Source organism: Streptomyces lancefieldiae (genome assembly GCF_031845825.1).
GTDB lineage: Bacteria > Actinomycetota > Actinomycetes > Streptomycetales > Streptomycetaceae > Streptomyces > Streptomyces lancefieldiae.
Map to the genome: position 1 here is coordinate 34,222 of NZ_JAVRFH010000007.1, position 17,790 is coordinate 52,011.

The window sequence follows — 17,790 nt, forward strand, 5'->3', positions numbered from 1 at the left end:
CGCGGCAACCTAGCGTTCACCGAAGCTGCGGCCAACCGGTTCCCCTGGACCTTTTCTCACCCGATGTCACCTTTCGGTCGCGCACGTGAAGCGGCCCGGACACGACGCAGCGCATGCGCTCACGAGAATCCGAAAACGTCAGCCCATGCCCGGTCTTGCGACATCCACCGGCTCCTGCAGCCGGGCACCGGCGGTGACGACGGTACCGGGCTCGACGCCGTGCGATTCCGTCCGCGGCCAGGCACCCTGGCGCTCGCCCCGTGCCGGCACACCCCGCCGCGGTCTCGAACGACCACCGCCCTCCTCACCTCTGCGCCCTCGCCCTCACGGACCCAGGAGACCGATGCCTTCCAGCGAGTCCCCCCGCATCTCGCCCGCGCCCGAGCAGGGCACGGCCCTCTCGTCCCGGGTCGGCTACGTCGAGGACGTCGCGCCGGGCCACGGCACCCTGCCGCCGCGTGCCTGGTACGCGGCGTCCGACGCGCCGTCACTGTCCCTGAACGGCCGCTGGCGCTTCCGGCTGTCGCCGACCGCCGACGCCGAGGACGACGCGTTCGCCGCGCCCGGGTACGACGCCGAGAACTGGGCCCGGGTGTCCGTCCCCGGCCACTGGGTTCTCCAGGGCCACGGCACACCGGTCTACACCAACCACCTCTACCCCTTCCCCGTCGACCCGCCACGGGTTCCGACCGAGAATCCGACCGGTGACCACCTGTACGTCTTCGATCTGCCGGCCGACTGGCCGGACAGGGCCGCGGGCGGCGGTACGGTCCTGCGTTTCGACGGGGTGGAGTCCTGTGCCCGGGTGTGGCTGAACGGCACGGACCTCGGCGAGTTCAAGGGATCGCGGCTGCCCCACGAGTTCGCCGCCGGACACTTGCTGAAGCCGTCCGGCAATGTGCTGGCGGTCCGGGTGCACCAGTGGTCGGCGGGCTCGTACCTGGAGGACCAGGACCAGTGGTGGCTGCCGGGCATCTTCCGTGACGTCACGCTGCTGCACCGCCCGGCCGGCGCCGTGCTCGACTTCTTCGTGCACGCCTCCTACGACCACACCACCGGCGAGGGCACCCTGCGCGTCGACTCCGACGTCGACGGCCGGGTGACCGTACCCGGGCTCGGCGTCGACGTCGCGACCGGCGAGCCGGTGACGGTCCCCGTCCGGCCGTGGACCGCCGAGACGCCGGTCCTCTACGACGGTGTGCTCGCCACCGCGGGCGAGCGGGTGCCCCTGCGCATCGGCTTTCGGACCGTTGAGCTGGCGGACGGACTCATCAAGGTCAACGGCAAGGCGGTCCTCTTCAAGGGCGTCAACCGGCACGAGTGGCACCCGGAGACGGGCCGCGCCCTGGACCTGGAGACCATGCGGGAGGACGTGCTGCTGATGAAGCGGCACAACGTCAACGCCGTGCGCACGTCGCACTACCCGCCGCACCCGGCCTTCCTGGACCTGTGCGACGAGTACGGACTGTGGGTCGTCGACGAGTGCGACCTGGAGACGCACGGCTTCGTCGAGCAGGACTGGCGCGACAACCCCGTCGACGACGACCGCTGGACCCCTGCTCTGCTGGACCGGGCCGCCCGGATGGTCGAGCGGGACAAGAACCATCCCTGCGTCGTCGTGTGGTCGCTGGGCAACGAGGCCGGCACCGGCCGCGGTCTGACCGCCATGGCCGAGTGGATCCGGGATCGGGACCCGTCCCGTCTCGTGCACTACGAGGGCGACATCGACAGCCGCGACACGGACATGTACTCACGGATGTACGCCTCCCACGCGGAGGTCGAGTCCATCGGCCGGGGCCTGGACGGCGGTACCCGCAAGCGCCGCCGGCTCCCCTTCATCCTCTGCGAGTACGGCCACGCCATGGGCAACGGGCCCGGGGGCCTCGCCGACTACCAGCGGATCTTCGAGGCGTACGACCGGCTCCAGGGTGGCTTCGTCTGGGAGTGGATCGACCACGGCATCCAGGACGAGCGCCACGGCTACGCCTACGGTGGTGACTTCGGCGAGGAACTGCACGACGGCAACTTCGTCTGCGACGGCCTGCTCTTCCCGGACCGGGCGCCGTCTCCCGGTCTGGTCGAGTACAAGAAGGTGATCGAGCCCGTCCGCATCGAGGGCTCCGGCGCCGACGGCACCGTACGGATCACCAACGCCCACGACTTCGCCGACCTGTCCGCGCTCGCCTTCCTGTGGTCGTACCAGCTGGACGGCGAGTCGGTCGACGCGGGCGCCCTCCCCGTGCCGGAGCTGGCAGCCGGTGAGTCGGCGGACGTGAAGCTGCCGCCGCTGCCCGCGGGCACCCGGGGCGCGGAAGGGGGCTGGACGGTCCGGGCGGTGCTCGCGGCCGACGCCGCCTGGGCACCGAAGGGCCATGAGGTCGCGTGGGCCCAGCTACCCGTCACCGAGCGCACCGTGCCGAAGGTGTCCGCCACCGCCCGACCCGTGTCCCGCGATGGCGTGATCACCCTCGGCCCGGGAGTCTTCGAGGCCCGCACGGGCACACTGCGGACCGTCGGCGGGGTCGAGGTCACCGGGCTCCGACTGGACGTGTGGCGTGCCCCGACCGACAACGACGAGGGCGCGTCCTGGCAGGACGGCCTGCGCTACGGCCCGGCGTGGCGCACGTACGGCCTGCACCGCATGCGTCACCGGCTGGACGCGGTGGAGGTCGGCGACAACGCGCTGACGGTACGGACCCGGGTGGCGCCCGCCGCCCGGGAGACGGGCCTCACCACCGTCTACCACTGGACCTGTGACGGTGCCCGGCTGAAGCTGGCCGTGTCCGTGGTTCCCGAGGGCGACTGGAGTGTGCCGCTGCCCCGGCTGGGCGTGCGGTTCGGGCTCGCCGGGTCGGCGGACCGGGTGCGGTGGTTCGGCGGGGGCCCCGGGGAGGCGTACCCGGACAGCAGGAGCGCCGCCGTGCTGGGCCGCTGGGAGTCCACGGTGGATGCGCTGCAGACCCCGTATGTCCGGCCCCAGGAGAACGGTGCGCGGGCGGACGTGCGTTGGGCCGAGATCGGCGGGCTGCGCGTCGAGGGCGACCCGGAGTTCTGGTTCACCGCCCGCCGCTGGACCAGCGAGCATCTGGACGAGGCCGCCCATCGCACCGATCTGGTCCCCGGCCATGCGGTGTGGGTCAACCTCGACCACGGCCAGCACGGCATCGGTTCACAGTCCTGCGGCCCGGGCCCCTTGCCCCAGTACGTCCTGCGGGCCGAACCCGCCCGGTTCTCCTTCGTCTTCACGAAGACGAGCTGACCGACACGGGCCACGGGCAACCGCGGCGGCCGGCCCCCACCGACGCCGGCCGCCGTGTCCGCACTCTTGGGGTCCTCGACGTGCCCCGCTCACTTGAGGGCTCCCAGCGTGACCCCGGACCGCCAGTAGCGGCGCATCGCGACCATCATGATCGCCATCGGGACGACGGACAGCAGTGCGCCGGTCAGCACGAGGCTCGTGAGGTCGACGCCCGACTCCAGGCGCTTGCCCGACCAGTTGTACAGGCCCAGGTTGAGCGTCCAGTTCTCCTCGCCGCGCAGCACGGTCAGTGGCAGGAAGAAGGCGTTCCAGGTGTTGACGAAGGCCAGCAGGAACACCGTCGCGCCGCCCGTCGTCATCATCCGCAGCACGATGCTGAAGAAGATGCGCAGCTCACCTGCTCCGTCGATACGGGCCGCCTCCAGCAGCTCGAAGGGGACGGTCGCCTCGGTGTACACCTTGGCCAGGTACACGCTGAACGGATTGATCAGGCAGGGGATCAGCATCGCCCAGGGGGTGTCGACCATGCCGATCGCCGAGAACAGCAGGTAGAGAGGGAGCGTGAGCAGGGCGATCGGGATCAGGAACGAGCCCACCACACACGCGAACACGGCGTTGCGGCCCGGGAAGTCGAACCGGGCCAGGCCGTATCCGGTGGCCAGCGCGATCAGTGTGCCGCCGAGGGAGCCGACGCCCGCGTACAGCAACGAGTTGGCCGTCCAGCGCAGGAAGACGCCGTCCTCGTAGGTGAAGAGCTGCTGCAGGTTGTCCCACAGGTGCCAGCCGGAGAACCACAGGCCGTTGCTCTGGTACAGCCCCGTGCGGTCCTTGGTCGCGGCGACGATCAGCCACCAGACCGGGAACAGGCTGTAGACACTGGCCATGACCAGCCCGACGAGGAGGAAGCGCTGACCGCCTCGCCCGCGGGAGGCCGGGTCCGGGCTCGTCAGGCGCCGGACGCCCCGGGCGGGGGGCCGTTCGGTGGTGTGCTCGCGCTCGCCGGTCAGCGTCATCAGTCGGCCTCCTTCGAGGTGAACCGGTAGAAGAGGAAGGAGGCCACGCCCAGGATCAGGGCGAGCAGCACCGACAGGGCCGCTGCGTAGTGGTAGTTGCCGGCGTTGAACGCCTGGTTGTAGATGATCATGATCGGGGTGAAGCTGTCACTGACCGTCTGCGGGGTGACGTTCCGGAAGAGTGCCGGCTCATTGAAGATCTGCAGCATCTGGATGACCGACAGCAGACCGGTCAGGACCAGAGCTCCGCGCACATGAGGGATCTTGATGCTGCGGGCGACGCGGATCTCGGAAGCGCCGTCCAGGCGGGCGGCCTCGAACAGTTCGCGGGGCACGCCCTGCAGGGCCGAGTAGATGATGACCATGTTGTAGCCGATGCCGTGCCAGGTCAGCAGGTTGCCGATGGACGGCCACACCATGGACGGCTCGAAGAAGTTCCAGTCGAACCCGAAGAGTTCGCCGAGCGGGGTCAGTGGACCGACGTCCGGGCTGTAGAGGTTGACCCACACGATCGCGGCCACCACGCCGGGGATCATGTACGGGACCAGCAGCAGGATCCGGAACCGGCCCGCCACCCGGGAGGTGACCGCGTCCAGGAGCAGCGCCAGCACCAGGCTGACGAAGAGCATCACCGGGATCTGGACGCAGGCGAACAGCACCACGCGCAGGACGGAGGTCATGAACGCGGTGTCGGTCAGGCCCCGGGTGTAGTTGTCGAGGCCGGCGAACTCGGTCGTCGAGCCGCCGAGACCGAGGCCGGACCGCTGCTCCACGAACAGCGACTGGTGGACGGCGTAGCCGATCGGCAGCAGGTACAGGAAGGCGAAGCCGAGCTGGAAGGGGAGCGTGAAGGCGGCGCCCTTCCAGCGCAGGGAGCGAGTCATCAGTGGGTGTCCTCGGCCTCTAGCCCTTGACGCTGATGCCGCGGGACTTCAGGTCGTCGACCGTCCACTTCTGCATGTGCGCCAGCAGGTCGGTGACCTTCTGCTCCTTGTTGACCACCTTGGCCCAGCCGGCCTGGAGCTCGGTGAACATCGCGGTCCAGTTCGGTCCGTAGGTCCAGTCGGTGGTGACGGTGCCCAGGCTGTCCGAGACGACCTTCCGCGCGGACTCGTAGTTCGGGCCCAGCAGTTTCCGGGAGATCGACTCGCCCACGTACGCGTCGCTGTCGGCCAGCGCCGGCATCACGCCGTTGCCGGTCTCCGGACTCGCCATCGTCCTGACCGCATCGGCGTCGGTGGACATCCACAGGGCGGCCTCGGCCGCCTGTTCCTGGTGGTCGCAGCCCTTCGTCACCAGGGTGACACCGCCGGTGAGGTTGGTGCCCGCGGGGGTCTTGGGCGCCTCGCCCCGATACGTCGGCCAGGGGGCCAGGGCCCAGTCGCCGAAGGACTTGCTGAAGTTCTGGACCATGCCGGCCATCTGCCAGGTGGAGATCTGCCGGGTCACGGTGTCGCCGTTGTCGTAGTTGCGCTGCACGGCCGCGTAGTCGGCGAAGGAGAGCTTGTTGTTCAGGTCGTTGTCGATGATCTCCTGGATCACCTCGGCGGCCTTCAGGCTGCCCTCGTCCCGGAAGTCGATCTTCCACGAGTCGCCGTCGATGGCGTACCAGTGGGCACCGGCCTGCATGGCGAGCACCTCAAGGGTGCTCGGGTCCTCACCGGCGTAGTTGGTGATCTCGATGCCGTGCTTCTTCAGCTTCTTGCCCGCCGCGATGAAGTCGTCCCAGGTCGCCGGGGGCTTGATGCCGTACTTGTCGAAGACGTCGGTGCGGTAGGCCGTGAACTGCGGCGCCGAGCTGGTGGGCACGCCGTAGAGCCTGCCCTGCACCTGCGCGCTCACCCACGAGCCGGGGTTGAACTTGCCCTTGTCGGCCCCGACGTACTTCGTGATGTCGGCCAGCGCCCCCTGCGAGACCCAACTGGTCACGTATTCGGCGGTGTTCTGCACCAGGCAGGGCGCGTTGTCGGCCTTGAGCGCGTTGGTCAGCTGCTTCTGCATGGTCAACTGGTCGGTGACCTTCGTGTACTTCAGCCGGACGTCCTCGTGCGAGGCGTTGAACGCCTTCACGACGGCCTCCTGGCCGTTCGCCCAGCCCCAGAAGGCAAGGGTGACCGGGCCGGACGCGCCGGAGGCCCCGTCGTCTCCCGACTCCGAGCCACCGCAGGCGGAGAGCAGACCTGTCAGCGCCATACCCGCGACGGCGGTGGAGGCGAACCTTCTCCGGGAGGTAGTGAAGTTCATCGACCGTGGTCCTTTGACATAGGCACTCTCAGAACGAGAGGACGGCGGCTCGGGAGATGCTGGCCAGGAACGGCGGCCGGAACACCGTCGGCACGCGGCTGTGCGAATGGCCAGGCGCAAGCTGTAGTAAGCGGTTGTCGGGAGACCGTAGGCGGATCCCCAACCGTGGGCAAGGGGTCCGGAAGAATTCGTTACGCCGGTCCGGCGGCCGCGTCAGCGGCAGGCACCGGGGAGTACCACCGCCTGTGCCCACGTTCGCGCAGGTCAAGGACGGTTCGCCGGACGAGGGGCTGACGCGTGCGGACTTCCGGCCTGGGGGGGAGATGTGTGACGAGAGGGCAGAAAACGATTACGAAACACGACTCGACCGGCCGCTCGACATGCCGCGCGGCCGGTCGGGCATGGGCCCCCTCCCGGGCTGGGGGACCCATGCCCCGGGATCAGCCCTGCCGCTCCGGTGGCCGCACCGACTGCCGTACGACGACGTGGGTGCCCAGGATCAGGTGGGCCCCGTCACCGCCCCGGCGGCCGGTGCCACCGCCCTCGCGCCGGTCGGCCACGGCACGCAGGGCAACGCGGCCCATCTCTTCGTACGGCACGTGCACGGTGCTCAGTTTGGGGGTCAGCTGGGAGGCCAGTGGTATGTCGTCGTAGCCGACGACCGAGACGTCCTCGGGCACCCGCAGCCCGGCCGAGCGCAGTGCCTGCATGGCGCCGGCGGCGACCACGTCGGTGCCCGCGAGGATCGCCGTGAAGCGCGATCCCTCCCTCAGAACGGACTCGACCGCCCTGAGGCCGTGCTCGAAGTCGTAGGGCCCGTGGTGCACCATGTCCGGCGGGAACGGCACGCCGTAGGCCTCGAACGCCCGCCGCGCCCCGTTCAGACGCCCCTGTGCGGTGGTGAGTTCGGCCGGACCGGGCAGCACGAGGACACGTCGGTGACCCGCCGAGAGCAGATGGCTGGCCATCGCGTAGGCGCCGCCCTCGTTGTCGTAGTCGACCGTCGTCGCCGGGACGTCACCCTCCAGGGGCGGCCGGCCCACGAGGACGAGGTGCGAGCCCGCCGCGTCCAGGGACCGGGCGAAGCGGGCCATGCGCAACTGGTATTCCTCGAAGTCGTAGGCGCCGCCGAGCAGTACGACCGCGGTGACGCCCTGCTGGCGCATGAGGTTGACCAGTGCCAGTTCCCGTTCGGGGTCGTCGCCGGTGGTGCCGACCAGGGTCAGCCAGCCGCGCAGCGAGGCGGCGCCTTCGACGCCCTTGGCCACATGGGCGAAGGCGGCGCCGGTGATGTGGTTGATGAGAATGGCCACCGTCGGTGTGCCGCCGCCGGCAAGGGAGCGGGCGTGCGCGTTGGTGACGTAGTCCAGCTCCCGGACGACCTTCATGACCCGGCGGCGCAGATCGTCCGAGACCGGGTAGTTTCCGGACAGCACGCGCGAGACGCTGGCGACCGAGACGCCCGCCCGCTCCGCGACGTCCCGGATGGTGGCCGGACCGGCGTCCGCCGACGCCTTGCGCTGACTCACCTTGCGGCTCCTTCACCGTAGCGGTTCCCTCACCGGGCGGACCGGGCTGCGGGCCCGCCGGTGCCGGAACCGTATCCCATTGTTTCTTCGCGTCGGCCCTGGCCGGTGCCCGGGGCTCAGGCGACCCGGGCCAGGTCCCCGCGGCGGACCTCGCAGACCGGCGGCACGCCCGCCACCAGTCGTTCCAGCTCCTCGACGGCCGTGCGGCCGAGGCGCTCCAGCTCGTTGCCGAGCGAGCCCGCGATGTGCGGCGTCAGGAACACGTTGGGCAGTCCGTACAGCGGGGAGTCCGCGGGCAGCGGCTCGGGCTCGGTGACGTCCAGGACCGCGCGGATCCTCCCGGAGACCAGCTCGTCGGTGAGGGCGTCGTGGTCCACCAGGGCGCCCCGGGAGGTGTTGATCAGCACCCCGCCGTCCGGGATGAGGGCCAGCCCGGCGCGGTCGAGCATGTGGTGGGTCTCGGGGATGTCGGGCGCGTGCAGACTGACGATGTCGCTGCCGCGCAGGAGGTCTTCCAGCGTCCGCGACCGGGCGCCCAACGCGCCGGCCTCGACGGAGTCCACGTACGGGTCGTACAACGAGACGGCGAATTCGAACGGCCGCAAGAGCTCCAGCAGCCTCCGGCCCACGCGCGAGGCGCCGATGACGCCCACCCGACGACCGACGTTGCCGATGCCGGCGGTCTCGGCGGGAGAGGGCGGCAGATGGGTGGCGCGGAAGCGGTCGCGGTGACCGAGGACGTCCTTGCCGGCCAGCAGGATCATGGCCAGCGTGTACTCCGCCACCGGCCGTGCGTTGGCGGCCACCGCGCTGGAGACGGTGACTCCCCGCTGCCACAGCGCGTCGCCGACCAGGGAGCGCACGGAACCGGCGGCGTGCAGCACGGCGCGCAGTCGGGGGGCGGCGGCCAGAACCGCGTCGTCGAGGCGGGGGCAGCCCCAGCCGGTGATCAGCACCTCTGCCTGCGCCAGCGCCGGGGCCGTGGCGGGATCGGCGAAGTCCCGCACGACGAGCGACGGGTCGATCCGCGCGGACTGCCGCAGCCGCTCCATCAACGGAGGTGGAAACAGCAACGGGAGGTGCACGGGGTCCATGGCGAAGACGGCCCTGGGTTGCTCGGCTGTGGGCATGACGCTCCTGACGGAAGACAGCACAGGGGTAACGTTTTCTGAAAGCGCCTTCTACCGTAGGTGCCGCCTGAGCGACCGGTCAATCGACGGCCCGGCCCCGCCATCCTTACCGCTCCCGTTCCCCGGACCCTCGCCCCAGGTCTCGCCACGGCAGTCGACCGAGCTCCACACGCGCCCCGCGAGCGCTGGACGCCTGGCGTTGCTCCTCATCGGACCTTGCTGACCTGCCTCTTTGGTCGGCCATGGCGTGGTCGGCACCTCCAGGGCGTAGCTGCCACCGGTTACTCCCCGGTTTCTCGAAAGTTGGTCAGAGGCCTTGACGCCGCGCATGAGCCGCTGGAAGCTCTGGCCGTCACTCACAGAAATCGGTTGCTACCCAAACAGCTGGGTGGCCGAGCACGTCCCGCCACGAGCCGCTCCCCGAACGAAGGTGAGACATACATGCGTGCCCACGCCGGTGTCCCTCCCAGCCGTCGCAGGTTCTTCGCCCTGGCGGCCGGCGGTGCCGTCGGGGCGGCGGCGGCGAGCGGTTGCGCGATGCGGGTGTCCACCGGTGTCAGCGGGCCCGGGGAGACCGTCACGCTGATGGTCAAGCCCGACGACATCTCCTCTGACCTGCTCCGACAAGCCCAGAAGGACATCGGCGTCAAGATCGCCACGGTCTCGTACGACATCACCAAGCTGATCGCGATGATGACCAACGGCAACCCGCCCGACCTGGTACGCGGTGTCGGTGCCACGGACGCGCCCTACTTCGCGGCGCGCGACGTGATGGAGGAACTGGACCCGTACTTCGCCCGGAGCAGCGTGCTCGAGGTCACCGATCTGGACCCGGTGAACGATCTGTGGCGCTATGACGGACGGACCCAGGGCAAGGGCCCCCGCTACGGCATGGCGAAGGACTTCTCACAGGACTCCATGTTCTGGTACAACACCGCGCTCTTCGACAGGGCGGGGGTCGCCCACCCGGCGGAGCTGGAACCGGTCACCTACGAGGAGTGGCTGGAGGACGCCAAGCGGCTCACCCGGCGCCAGAACGGGCAGACCACCGTCTTCGGCGGCAGCTACAACGGCGTGAGCGCCCCCACTCTGCTGGCGAGTCTGGCCGTGGCCGCCGGAGGGAGCATCTTCAGCGAGGACTTCGCCCGCGTCGACTTCACCGCGCCGGCCGCCCGCAAGGCGCTGAACTGGTACGTCGAGTACGGAAGGACCGGGGTCGGGCCCAGCGTCCTCCAGCCCGACCCCAACGGCTGGGACGGCCCCACCTACCAGGCGAACCGGATGGCCATGTCGAACTCGGGTTACTGGCTGGGGGGTGTCATCAACGCCGACGCGAAGCTCGCGCCGCTCTCCCGCCTCGCTCCCGCTCCCGTCTTCCAGGGCGGCCGGCGGGTCAGTCCCTGTCAGGCGGGCACCGGCTTGTGGATGCCGCGCAAGGCCCGGAACAAGGACGCCGCATGGCGGGTTTTCGAGTGGTTCTTCGGCGAGGCGCCGGCCAGGGCCCGCGCCACCGGCGGCTGGGGCATCCCCACGCTGACGTCCCTGCGTCCGCTGATGCCTGCCCAGGAGGCCCACCACCAACGCGTACTGAAGGTGCAGGAGGCCGAGCTGAAGCACTTCTCCGTGATCGCCTTCACTCCCTACGCCACGGTGGACTCGCTCTCCGCCGTCTTCAACCGGTTCGCCCCGGCCGCCATGAGGGGCGAGATGTCCGTCGACACCCTCGCCCGGCACCTGAACTCGGCCATGAACGAGCAGCTCGAGCGTGGTAAGGAGCAGGTGGGATGACGGTCAGGAACATCACTCCCGCACCCGACCGGACCGGCCCCGCCTCCACCGGTCGCCCGGCACCGTCCGTGAACCGCACCACCCGGTCCTCGACGACCACGCGCAGGCACCGGGCGTTCTACATGTTCGTCTCTCCGTGGATCATCGGGTTCGCCCTGCTGACGATCGTCCCGATGGCCTATGCGCTGTGGCTGAGCTTCACCACGTTCGACGGCATCTCGCCCCATTGGCGCTACGTCGGTCTCGGCAACTACCGGGAGTTGCTCTCCGATTCCCAGACCTGGAGTGCCCTGGGCCGCACAGGTCTGTTCGCGGTGACCTCGGTTCCGTTGTCGATCACCGCCGGACTGGGGCTCGCGGTCCTGGTCAACCGGCCGCTCAAGGCACGCGGTGTGTTCCGCACCCTGCTCTATCTGCCGGCCGTGATACCGCCCGTGGGCGCGGGCATCGCCTTCAAGCAGGTCTTCGACCAGAACTCCGGTGCCGCGAACGGCGTCCTGAACGTCTTCGGCATCGACGCGCTGGGCTGGCTCACCGACCCCCACGCGCGCTACGTCCTGCTGATGACCGTGCTGTGGGGCGCCGGCAACATAATGATCATCTCGCTGGCCGGGCTCCAGGACGTGCCCCGCGAACTGCACGAGGCGGCCCGCATCGACGGCGCCGGCGCCTGGCGGACCTTCCGCAGCATCACCGTGCCGCTGCTCTCCCCCGTCCTGCTCTTCCAGACCGTGACGGGCGTGATCGCCTCGGTGCAGACCATCATGCCGCTGCTGCTGGCACCGGGCGGCACCACGGCCGCCGTGACCGCGATCCCGCAGTCCAACTACCTGTACATGATGCAGGTGTTCGCGGAGTACTTCGCCTTCGGCCGCTACGGCTACGCCTCCGCGCTGCTGTGGGTGCTCTTCGTCCTGATCCTCATCGCCACCGGACTCGTCTTCAGGTTCACGTCCGGCGTGGTGTTCTACAACGTCGACCCGGAGGCGAAGAAGTGACCGCCACCAGCCCGACCGCCCGTTCCCGGGTGCCCCGGGACGCTCCGGACTCCCCCACGTCGACGGCCCGGGTCCGGGTGCGGGTGAACCGCCTGGTCCTCTACACGGTCCTCGTCACGGTCACGGGACTCTTCCTCGGCCCCTTCGGATGGCTGATCGTCTCCGGTCTGAAGACCCCGGCCGAGCTGGCGGCCTCTCCCGTGCACTGGCTGCCCGCCGTCTTCCGGTGGGACAACTTCGCCGACGCCTACCACCTGATCGACTTCCTCGGCTACGCGCGCAACTCCCTGGTCATCGCCACGATCTACGCCACGCTCATCACCCTCAGCTCGGCCTGGGTCGGCTACGGCTTCGCCCGGCTGAACGCACCCGGCAAGAAGGTGCTGTTCGGCATTCTCATCGGTTCGATGATGCTGCCCCAGATGATCACCCTGCTGCCGACCTATCTGATCTTCGCCCGGCTCGGCATGGTCGACACCTACTGGCCGTGGGTGCTGTGGGGCCTGTCCGCGGCTCCCTATCTGGTCTTCCTCTTCCGGCAGTTCTTCGCCGGGCTCCCCCGCGAACTGGAGGAGGCGGCGATCGTCGACGGCTGCGGCTACGCCGCGATCTTCTGGCGGATCTTCCTGCCGCAGTCCTGGCCGGTTCTCTCCGCGAGCTTCATCATCGCCTTCACCTGGAGCTGGGGTGACTACCTCGCCCCGCAGCTGCTGCTGTCGTCCGACCGCTCCACACTCGCCGTGGCCGTCATGAGCAGCTACGTCACCTCGGCCGGCACCCCGGTCACCAACCTCCAGGCCGCCGCCTCGGTGATGTACGTCGTGCCCATCCTGCTGATCTTCCTGGTCGCCCAGCGCGGGTTCGTCGCCGGCATGTCGACCACGGGCCTCAAGTAGCGCCGCCTCTCACCCGACACCCACCGCCCCTTCGCTGGATCGGAGTTTCGCATGAACACGCCCCTGTCCCGTCGTACGGCCCTTCAGACGGCCGGCGTCACCGTGCTCGCCGCCGGTTTCACCCACGTCACGGCCACGGCGGCCGGCGCGCAGGAGTCATCGGGCGGCCGGCCCCGGCTGGTGACGTATCCGGTGCCGGCCGGTGCCCCGGTCAAGACCGACAGCTTCATCGTCAAGGCCCGTACCCCTGGCGGCCGTTGGCAGACTCTCGGCGTGTACCGGCCCACCCTCGCCGAGATCGACCCGGCCACGGGCAGAAAGAAGCAGTTCGACTCCTCCCTCGCCTACTTCGACTTCTCCGGCGAGGTGGAGGTCGAGGTGACGTACATCAAGGGCGGCGTGCAGAAGGTGCGGGTGCGGCCGGACTCGTACGGCATCACACCGGAGGTGCGCGCCGACACGTTGCGGTTCAGGCTGGACCGGCCGCGGAAGGTCGTCGTGCAGATCAACGACGACCTCTTCGACTGCCTCCACCTGTTCGCCCGTGCGGTCGAGCCGCGGCGGCCGAGGGAGAACGACCCCGACGTCCTCTACTACGGCCCCGGCGTCCACACCACCCCCGACGGATACCTCGACGTGCCCTCCGGCAAGACCGTGTACGTCCACGGCGGCGCCGTCCTCAAGGCGACGGTCCGCTTCAAGGACGTACGGAACGCCAGGCTCGCCGGCCGCGGCGTGCTCGCCGGCACCGCGGCGGGCGGCGTGCTCGTCGAGGGCTCGACGGACATCTCCGTCGGCGGCCTCACCATGCTCAACCCGAACGGCTACGCGGTCCAGGTCGGCCAGTCCAGCGATGTCACCCTCAAGGACATGGCGGCCTTCAGCTCCAAGGGCTGGGGCGACGGCATCGACGTCTTCTCCAGCACCGACGTCGTGATCGACGGCGTCTTCATGCGCAACTCCGACGACTGCATCGCGATCTACACCCACCGCTGGGAGTACTACGGCGACACCCGCAACGTCACCGTCCGCGACTCCACCCTCTGGGCGGACGTCGCCCACCCGATCAACGTGGGCACGCACGGCAACACGGCCGCCCCCGAGGTCCTGGAGAACCTCGTCTTCCAGAACCTCGACATCTGCGACCACCGCGAACCCCAGACGGGCTACCAGGGGTGCATCGCCCTCAACGCCGGCGACAGCAACCTGATCAGGAACGTGCGGGTCGACGGGGTCCGCGTGGAGGACTTCCGCTGGGGGCAGCTCATCCACATGCGGGTCATGTTCAACACGAAGTACAACACCTCGGTCGGCCGCGGCATCGAGAACGTCCACGTCAAGGACCTCTCCTACACCGGCAAGCCCCTCGCGTCCTGCATGCTGCTCGGCTACGACGCCGACCACCCGGTCAAGGACGTCACCTTCGAGAACCTCGTCGTCAACGGCACGGTCGTCGCGGACTCGATGCAGAAGCCGACCTGGTACCTGACCACCGACTTCGTCCCGATGCACGTCAACGAACACGTGACGAACCTGAGGTTCGTCACCACCGCCGAGGCCGAGGCGGCCGCCGCGTCATGAACGTCCCCGCGACCACCCGCCGCGGCTTCCTCGGCGGCACCGCCGCCCTGCTGCTGGCGTCGGGCGCGAGCGGACTGCTCGTGCCCGGCCCGGCCCGGGCCACCGGCGACGCAGCCCGCTCCCGTTCCTTCACCCACCCCGGCCTGCTGCACAACGCCGCCGACCTCGCCCGTATGAAGGCGGCGGTCGCCGCCGAGGAGTCACCCGTCCACGACGGCTACCTGGCCCTCGCGGCCGACGGCCGCTCGAAGGCGACGTACACCGTCCGCAACACCGGACAGGTCACCTCCTGGGGGCGTGGTCCCGGCGACCACATGAACGAGGCCGTCAGCGACTCGGCCGCCGCCTACCAGAACGCCCTCATGTGGTGCGTCACCGGACAGCGGGCGCACGCCGACAAGGCCCGCGACATCCTCGACGCCTGGTCCGCGTCCCTGACCACGATCACCGGCGCCGACGGACCGCTCGGCGCCGGACTCCAGGCCTTCAAGTTCGTCAACGCGGCAGAACTGCTGCGCCACAGCGGCTACGACGGCTGGACGGCGGCGGACATCGCCCGATGCGAGCGGTCCTTCCTGGACGTCTGGTATCCGGCGGTGTCGGGCTACATGCTCTACGCCAACGGCAACTGGGACCTCACCGCGATCCAGACGATCCTGGCCATCGGTGTCTTCTGCGAGGAGCGCGCCCTCTTCGAGGACGCCCTGCGCTTCGCCGCCGCCGGTGCGGGCAACGGCAGCGTCCGCCACCGCGTCGTCACCGCCGCCGGCCAGGGCCAGGAGTCCGGCCGCGACCAGGGGCACGAGCAGCTGGCCGTCGGCCTGATGGGCGACGCCGCCCAGGTCGCCTGGAACCAGGGCGTCGACCTGTGGGGCTTCGACGGCAACCGCATCCTCGCGGGCGCCGAGTACGCCGCCCGCTACAACCTCGGCGGCGACGTCCCCTTCGGTCCCGACCTCGACCGCACCGGCAAGTACATCAAGACGGCCGTGTCGGAGAAGGGCCGCGGCACCCTGCCCCCGGTCCACGAGATGTACTACGCCCACTACGCCGGTGTCCGCGGCCTCGACACCCCGCACACCCGGGCCGCCGTCTTCCGCGGTACCGACGGCGCCCGTGTCGTCGAGGCGGGCAGCGACGACCTCCCCGGTTTCGGCACCCTCACCCACGCCGGAACCAAGGCCCCGACACCGACGGTGCCCACGGCTCCCGCCGGGGTCACGGCGGTGGGCGGCGACCGCGCGGTCACGGTGGCCTGGCTGCCGTCCGCGTGGGCGACGACGTACACCGTCCACCGGGCCGACCGTCCCCGAGGGCCCTACGTGGAGATCGCCTCGGGGCTGGACGGGCCGGCGTACACGGACACCCGCGCACTGCGTCCCGGCCGGACCTACTACTACACGGTGATCGCCGCCCATTCCCTTGGGAAGGGGCCCGGTTCGAGTCCGGTCGCCGCGACCGCGGGCCTCCCCGGCCCCTGGGCCGGCCGCGACCTCGGCGAGGTGCGGATCCCGGGCTCCGCCGCCTTCGACGGCGAGCGCTTCGTGCTGGAGGCGAGCGGCACGGCCGACGGCCACCACCTGGCGTACCTGCCGCTGCGCGGCGACGGCACCGTCACCGCGCGGATCGTCTTCCCGCTCAGCTCCCAGTACGCCAAGACCGGCGTCACCCTCCGCGGCTCGCTCGCCCCGGACGCCGCGCACGCCTCGATGCTGATCCAGGGGCTGCCGCTGCACACCTGGAGCGGCGTGTGGACCGTACGCCCGAGAGCCGGTGCGGCCGTCTCCGCGACCGGCAGCACACCCGTGCCGCCGTCCCAGCGGCGGGCGATCACGGCGGACGCGTCCTTCCCGATCTCCGACCTGGGCGCCCTGCCCGACTCCGCGACCCCCATCGAGGCCCCGTACGTCGAGGGCGCGGGCGACGGCTACCGGCTGCGGGCGCCGTACTGGGTCCGGGTGACCCGCAGGGGCCGGCGCTGCACCGGGGCCATCTCCCCGGACGGCATCCGCTGGACCGAGGTCGGCACCACCGAGGTCGATCTCGGTCGCACCGTGTACGCGGGGCTCACCCTCAGCTCCTGCCTCGGCGTCGACGAGGAGTACGCCGAGACCGGCACCGGGGCCTTCGACAACGTCACCGTGGAGTCCGCGACCGGCGAGGTCTGGTCGGTGCGCCGCCCCGCCCACACCCCGAGCGGCCCGCACGCCATCAGCGGCGCCGACGCCGTCGAGCTGGCCTGGACCGACCCGGACCTCTCCGCCCGGTTCACGGTGCTGCGCGCCACGGCCGCCGACGGGCCCTTCCGCACGCTCGCGACCGACGTCGGCCCCGTCGGCTTCGGCACCCGGGTGCGGTACGCCGACGCGACCGGCAGCCCCGGGACGACGTACCACTACGCCGTCGCGAAGACGAACCGCTCCGGTCTCGGCCCCCGCTCCCCGTCCGTGTCCGCCCGCATGCCCCACCCTGCCGTCCCCGCGCTCGACTCCGCCGCGACGGCGTTCGCGAACAAGGGCGTCGCCTTCCGCCACCTCCTGCGCGCCACGCACGAGCCCGTACGGTTCACCGCCCACGGCTTGCCCGACGGCCTGCACCTCGACAAACGCACCGGCCTGATCTCCGGCACCCCCACGCGTACCGGCGAGTTCACGGTCAGGACGTCGGTGGGGAACACGGCCGGCACCAGCGCCGGCACCCTCGTCCTCACGGTCGGCACAGCTCCGCCCGCCCCCTGGACGTACGGCGACCTGGGCGACGTCGTCCTGGACGACCGCGCGTTCGCCACCCTGGGCGTGGTCGCCGTCCGCACGCCCGGCAGTACGGCGTACGAGGAGGGGACGTTCGTGGTGCGGGGCGCGGGGACCGACCTCGGCGTCAACAACCAGGGCATGACGGCCCAATTCGTACGGCGCCCGGTCACCGGCGACTGCGAGATCACCGCCCGGCTGCTCTCCCGGACCGGTGCGACCGGCGACCGGGTCGGTCTGCTGATGACCAAGTCCCTCAACCCGTTCGACCAGGCGGCCGGGGCCATCGTCACCGGCGGCACCACCGCCCAGCTGATGCTGCGCCCGACGGTGGCCGGGAAGTCGGCCTTCACCGGCGACGTCGCGGTCACCACCCCCTGTCTGCTGCGGCTCAGGCGCACCGGGAACGCCTTCGCCGCCCACACCTCCACCGATGACGGTGCCACCTGGACCGCGCTGGCCTCCGGCGAGATCCCCGGGTTCGGTGACGCCCCCCACCACGTGGGCCTCGTGGTCTGCTCCCGCAGTCCCCTGGCCCACAGCACCACCACGTTCGAAAGGGTGAGCATCACCCGGAACTGACAGTTCACAGGATGGGAGAC

Annotated in this window: 11 protein-coding genes; 6 read left to right on the forward strand and 5 right to left on the reverse strand. The window is 70.4% G+C overall.

Annotated elements, in window-relative coordinates:
• Positions 1-343: 343 nt before the first annotated feature.
• Positions 344-3,259 (forward strand): glycoside hydrolase family 2 TIM barrel-domain containing protein, encoded by a 2,916-nt coding sequence (locus RM812_RS09075; RefSeq protein WP_311571897.1) that lies wholly within the window; start codon positions 344-346, stop codon positions 3,257-3,259.
• 89 nt (positions 3,260-3,348) lie between these two features.
• Here the strand turns inward: RM812_RS09075 and RM812_RS09080 are convergent, their stop codons facing one another.
• From RM812_RS09080 to RM812_RS09100, 5 genes are all read right to left on the reverse strand, one after another.
• A complete protein-coding gene (locus RM812_RS09080) occupies positions 3,349-4,272 on the reverse strand; it encodes a carbohydrate ABC transporter permease (protein ID WP_311571898.1) in 924 nt (307 codons plus the stop codon).
• Positions 4,272-5,156 (reverse strand): carbohydrate ABC transporter permease, encoded by an 885-nt coding sequence (locus RM812_RS09085; protein ID WP_311571899.1) that lies wholly within the window; start codon positions 5,154-5,156, stop codon positions 4,272-4,274. Before RM812_RS09085 ends, RM812_RS09080 begins: the two co-directional genes overlap by 1 nt.
• A gap of 19 nt (positions 5,157-5,175) precedes the next feature.
• Complete coding sequence (locus RM812_RS09090; protein WP_311571900.1) at positions 5,176-6,516, reverse strand: ABC transporter substrate-binding protein; 1,341 nt, start codon at positions 6,514-6,516, stop codon at positions 5,176-5,178.
• Positions 6,517-6,956: 440 nt separating this feature from the next.
• Complete coding sequence (locus RM812_RS09095) at positions 6,957-8,045, reverse strand: LacI family DNA-binding transcriptional regulator (protein WP_311571901.1); 1,089 nt, start codon at positions 8,043-8,045, stop codon at positions 6,957-6,959.
• Between the two features lie 116 nt (positions 8,046-8,161).
• A complete protein-coding gene (locus RM812_RS09100) occupies positions 8,162-9,175 on the reverse strand; it encodes a hydroxyacid dehydrogenase (protein WP_311571902.1) in 1,014 nt (337 codons plus the stop codon).
• A gap of 441 nt (positions 9,176-9,616) precedes the next feature.
• Between RM812_RS09100 and RM812_RS09105 the strand changes: the two genes are divergently transcribed.
• Genes RM812_RS09105 through RM812_RS09125 form a run of 5 tightly spaced genes read left to right on the forward strand, consistent with a single transcriptional unit; the run spans position 9,617 to position 17,770 of the window.
• Complete coding sequence (locus tag RM812_RS09105; RefSeq protein ID WP_311571903.1) at positions 9,617-10,963, forward strand: extracellular solute-binding protein; 1,347 nt, start codon at positions 9,617-9,619, stop codon at positions 10,961-10,963.
• The gene (locus RM812_RS09110; protein WP_311571904.1) at positions 10,960-11,961 is read left to right on the forward strand and encodes a carbohydrate ABC transporter permease; all 1,002 of its coding nucleotides are present in this window, start codon (positions 10,960-10,962) and stop codon (positions 11,959-11,961) included. The genes RM812_RS09105 and RM812_RS09110 overlap by 4 nt, the downstream gene beginning before the upstream one ends.
• 29 nt (positions 11,962-11,990) lie before the next feature.
• Positions 11,991-12,857 (forward strand): carbohydrate ABC transporter permease, encoded by an 867-nt coding sequence (locus RM812_RS09115; protein ID WP_394816436.1) that lies wholly within the window; start codon positions 11,991-11,993, stop codon positions 12,855-12,857.
• A gap of 51 nt (positions 12,858-12,908) precedes the next feature.
• A complete protein-coding gene (locus RM812_RS09120; protein ID WP_311571906.1) occupies positions 12,909-14,438 on the forward strand; it encodes a glycosyl hydrolase family 28 protein in 1,530 nt (509 codons plus the stop codon).
• The gene (locus tag RM812_RS09125; RefSeq protein WP_311571907.1) at positions 14,435-17,770 is read left to right on the forward strand and encodes an alginate lyase family protein; all 3,336 of its coding nucleotides are present in this window, start codon (positions 14,435-14,437) and stop codon (positions 17,768-17,770) included. Before RM812_RS09120 ends, RM812_RS09125 begins: the two co-directional genes overlap by 4 nt.
• Positions 17,771-17,790 lie beyond the last annotated feature (20 nt).

Coding starts and splice junctions, on each gene's coding strand:
- RM812_RS09075 (WP_311571897.1), top strand. CDS start 344: ATGCCTTCCAGCGAGTCCCCCCGCATCTCGCCCGCGCCCGAGCAGGGC.
- RM812_RS09080 (WP_311571898.1), bottom strand. CDS start 4,272: ATGACGCTGACCGGCGAGCGCGAGCACACCACCGAACGGCCCCCCGCC.
- RM812_RS09125 (WP_311571907.1), top strand. CDS start 14,435: ATGAACGTCCCCGCGACCACCCGCCGCGGCTTCCTCGGCGGCACCGCC.
- RM812_RS09100 (WP_311571902.1), bottom strand. CDS start 9,175: ATGCCCACAGCCGAGCAACCCAGGGCCGTCTTCGCCATGGACCCCGTG.
- RM812_RS09110 (WP_311571904.1), top strand. CDS start 10,960: ATGACGGTCAGGAACATCACTCCCGCACCCGACCGGACCGGCCCCGCC.
- RM812_RS09105 (WP_311571903.1), top strand. CDS start 9,617: ATGCGTGCCCACGCCGGTGTCCCTCCCAGCCGTCGCAGGTTCTTCGCC.
- RM812_RS09090 (WP_311571900.1), bottom strand. CDS start 6,516: ATGAACTTCACTACCTCCCGGAGAAGGTTCGCCTCCACCGCCGTCGCG.
- RM812_RS09085 (WP_311571899.1), bottom strand. CDS start 5,156: ATGACTCGCTCCCTGCGCTGGAAGGGCGCCGCCTTCACGCTCCCCTTC.
- RM812_RS09120 (WP_311571906.1), top strand. CDS start 12,909: ATGAACACGCCCCTGTCCCGTCGTACGGCCCTTCAGACGGCCGGCGTC.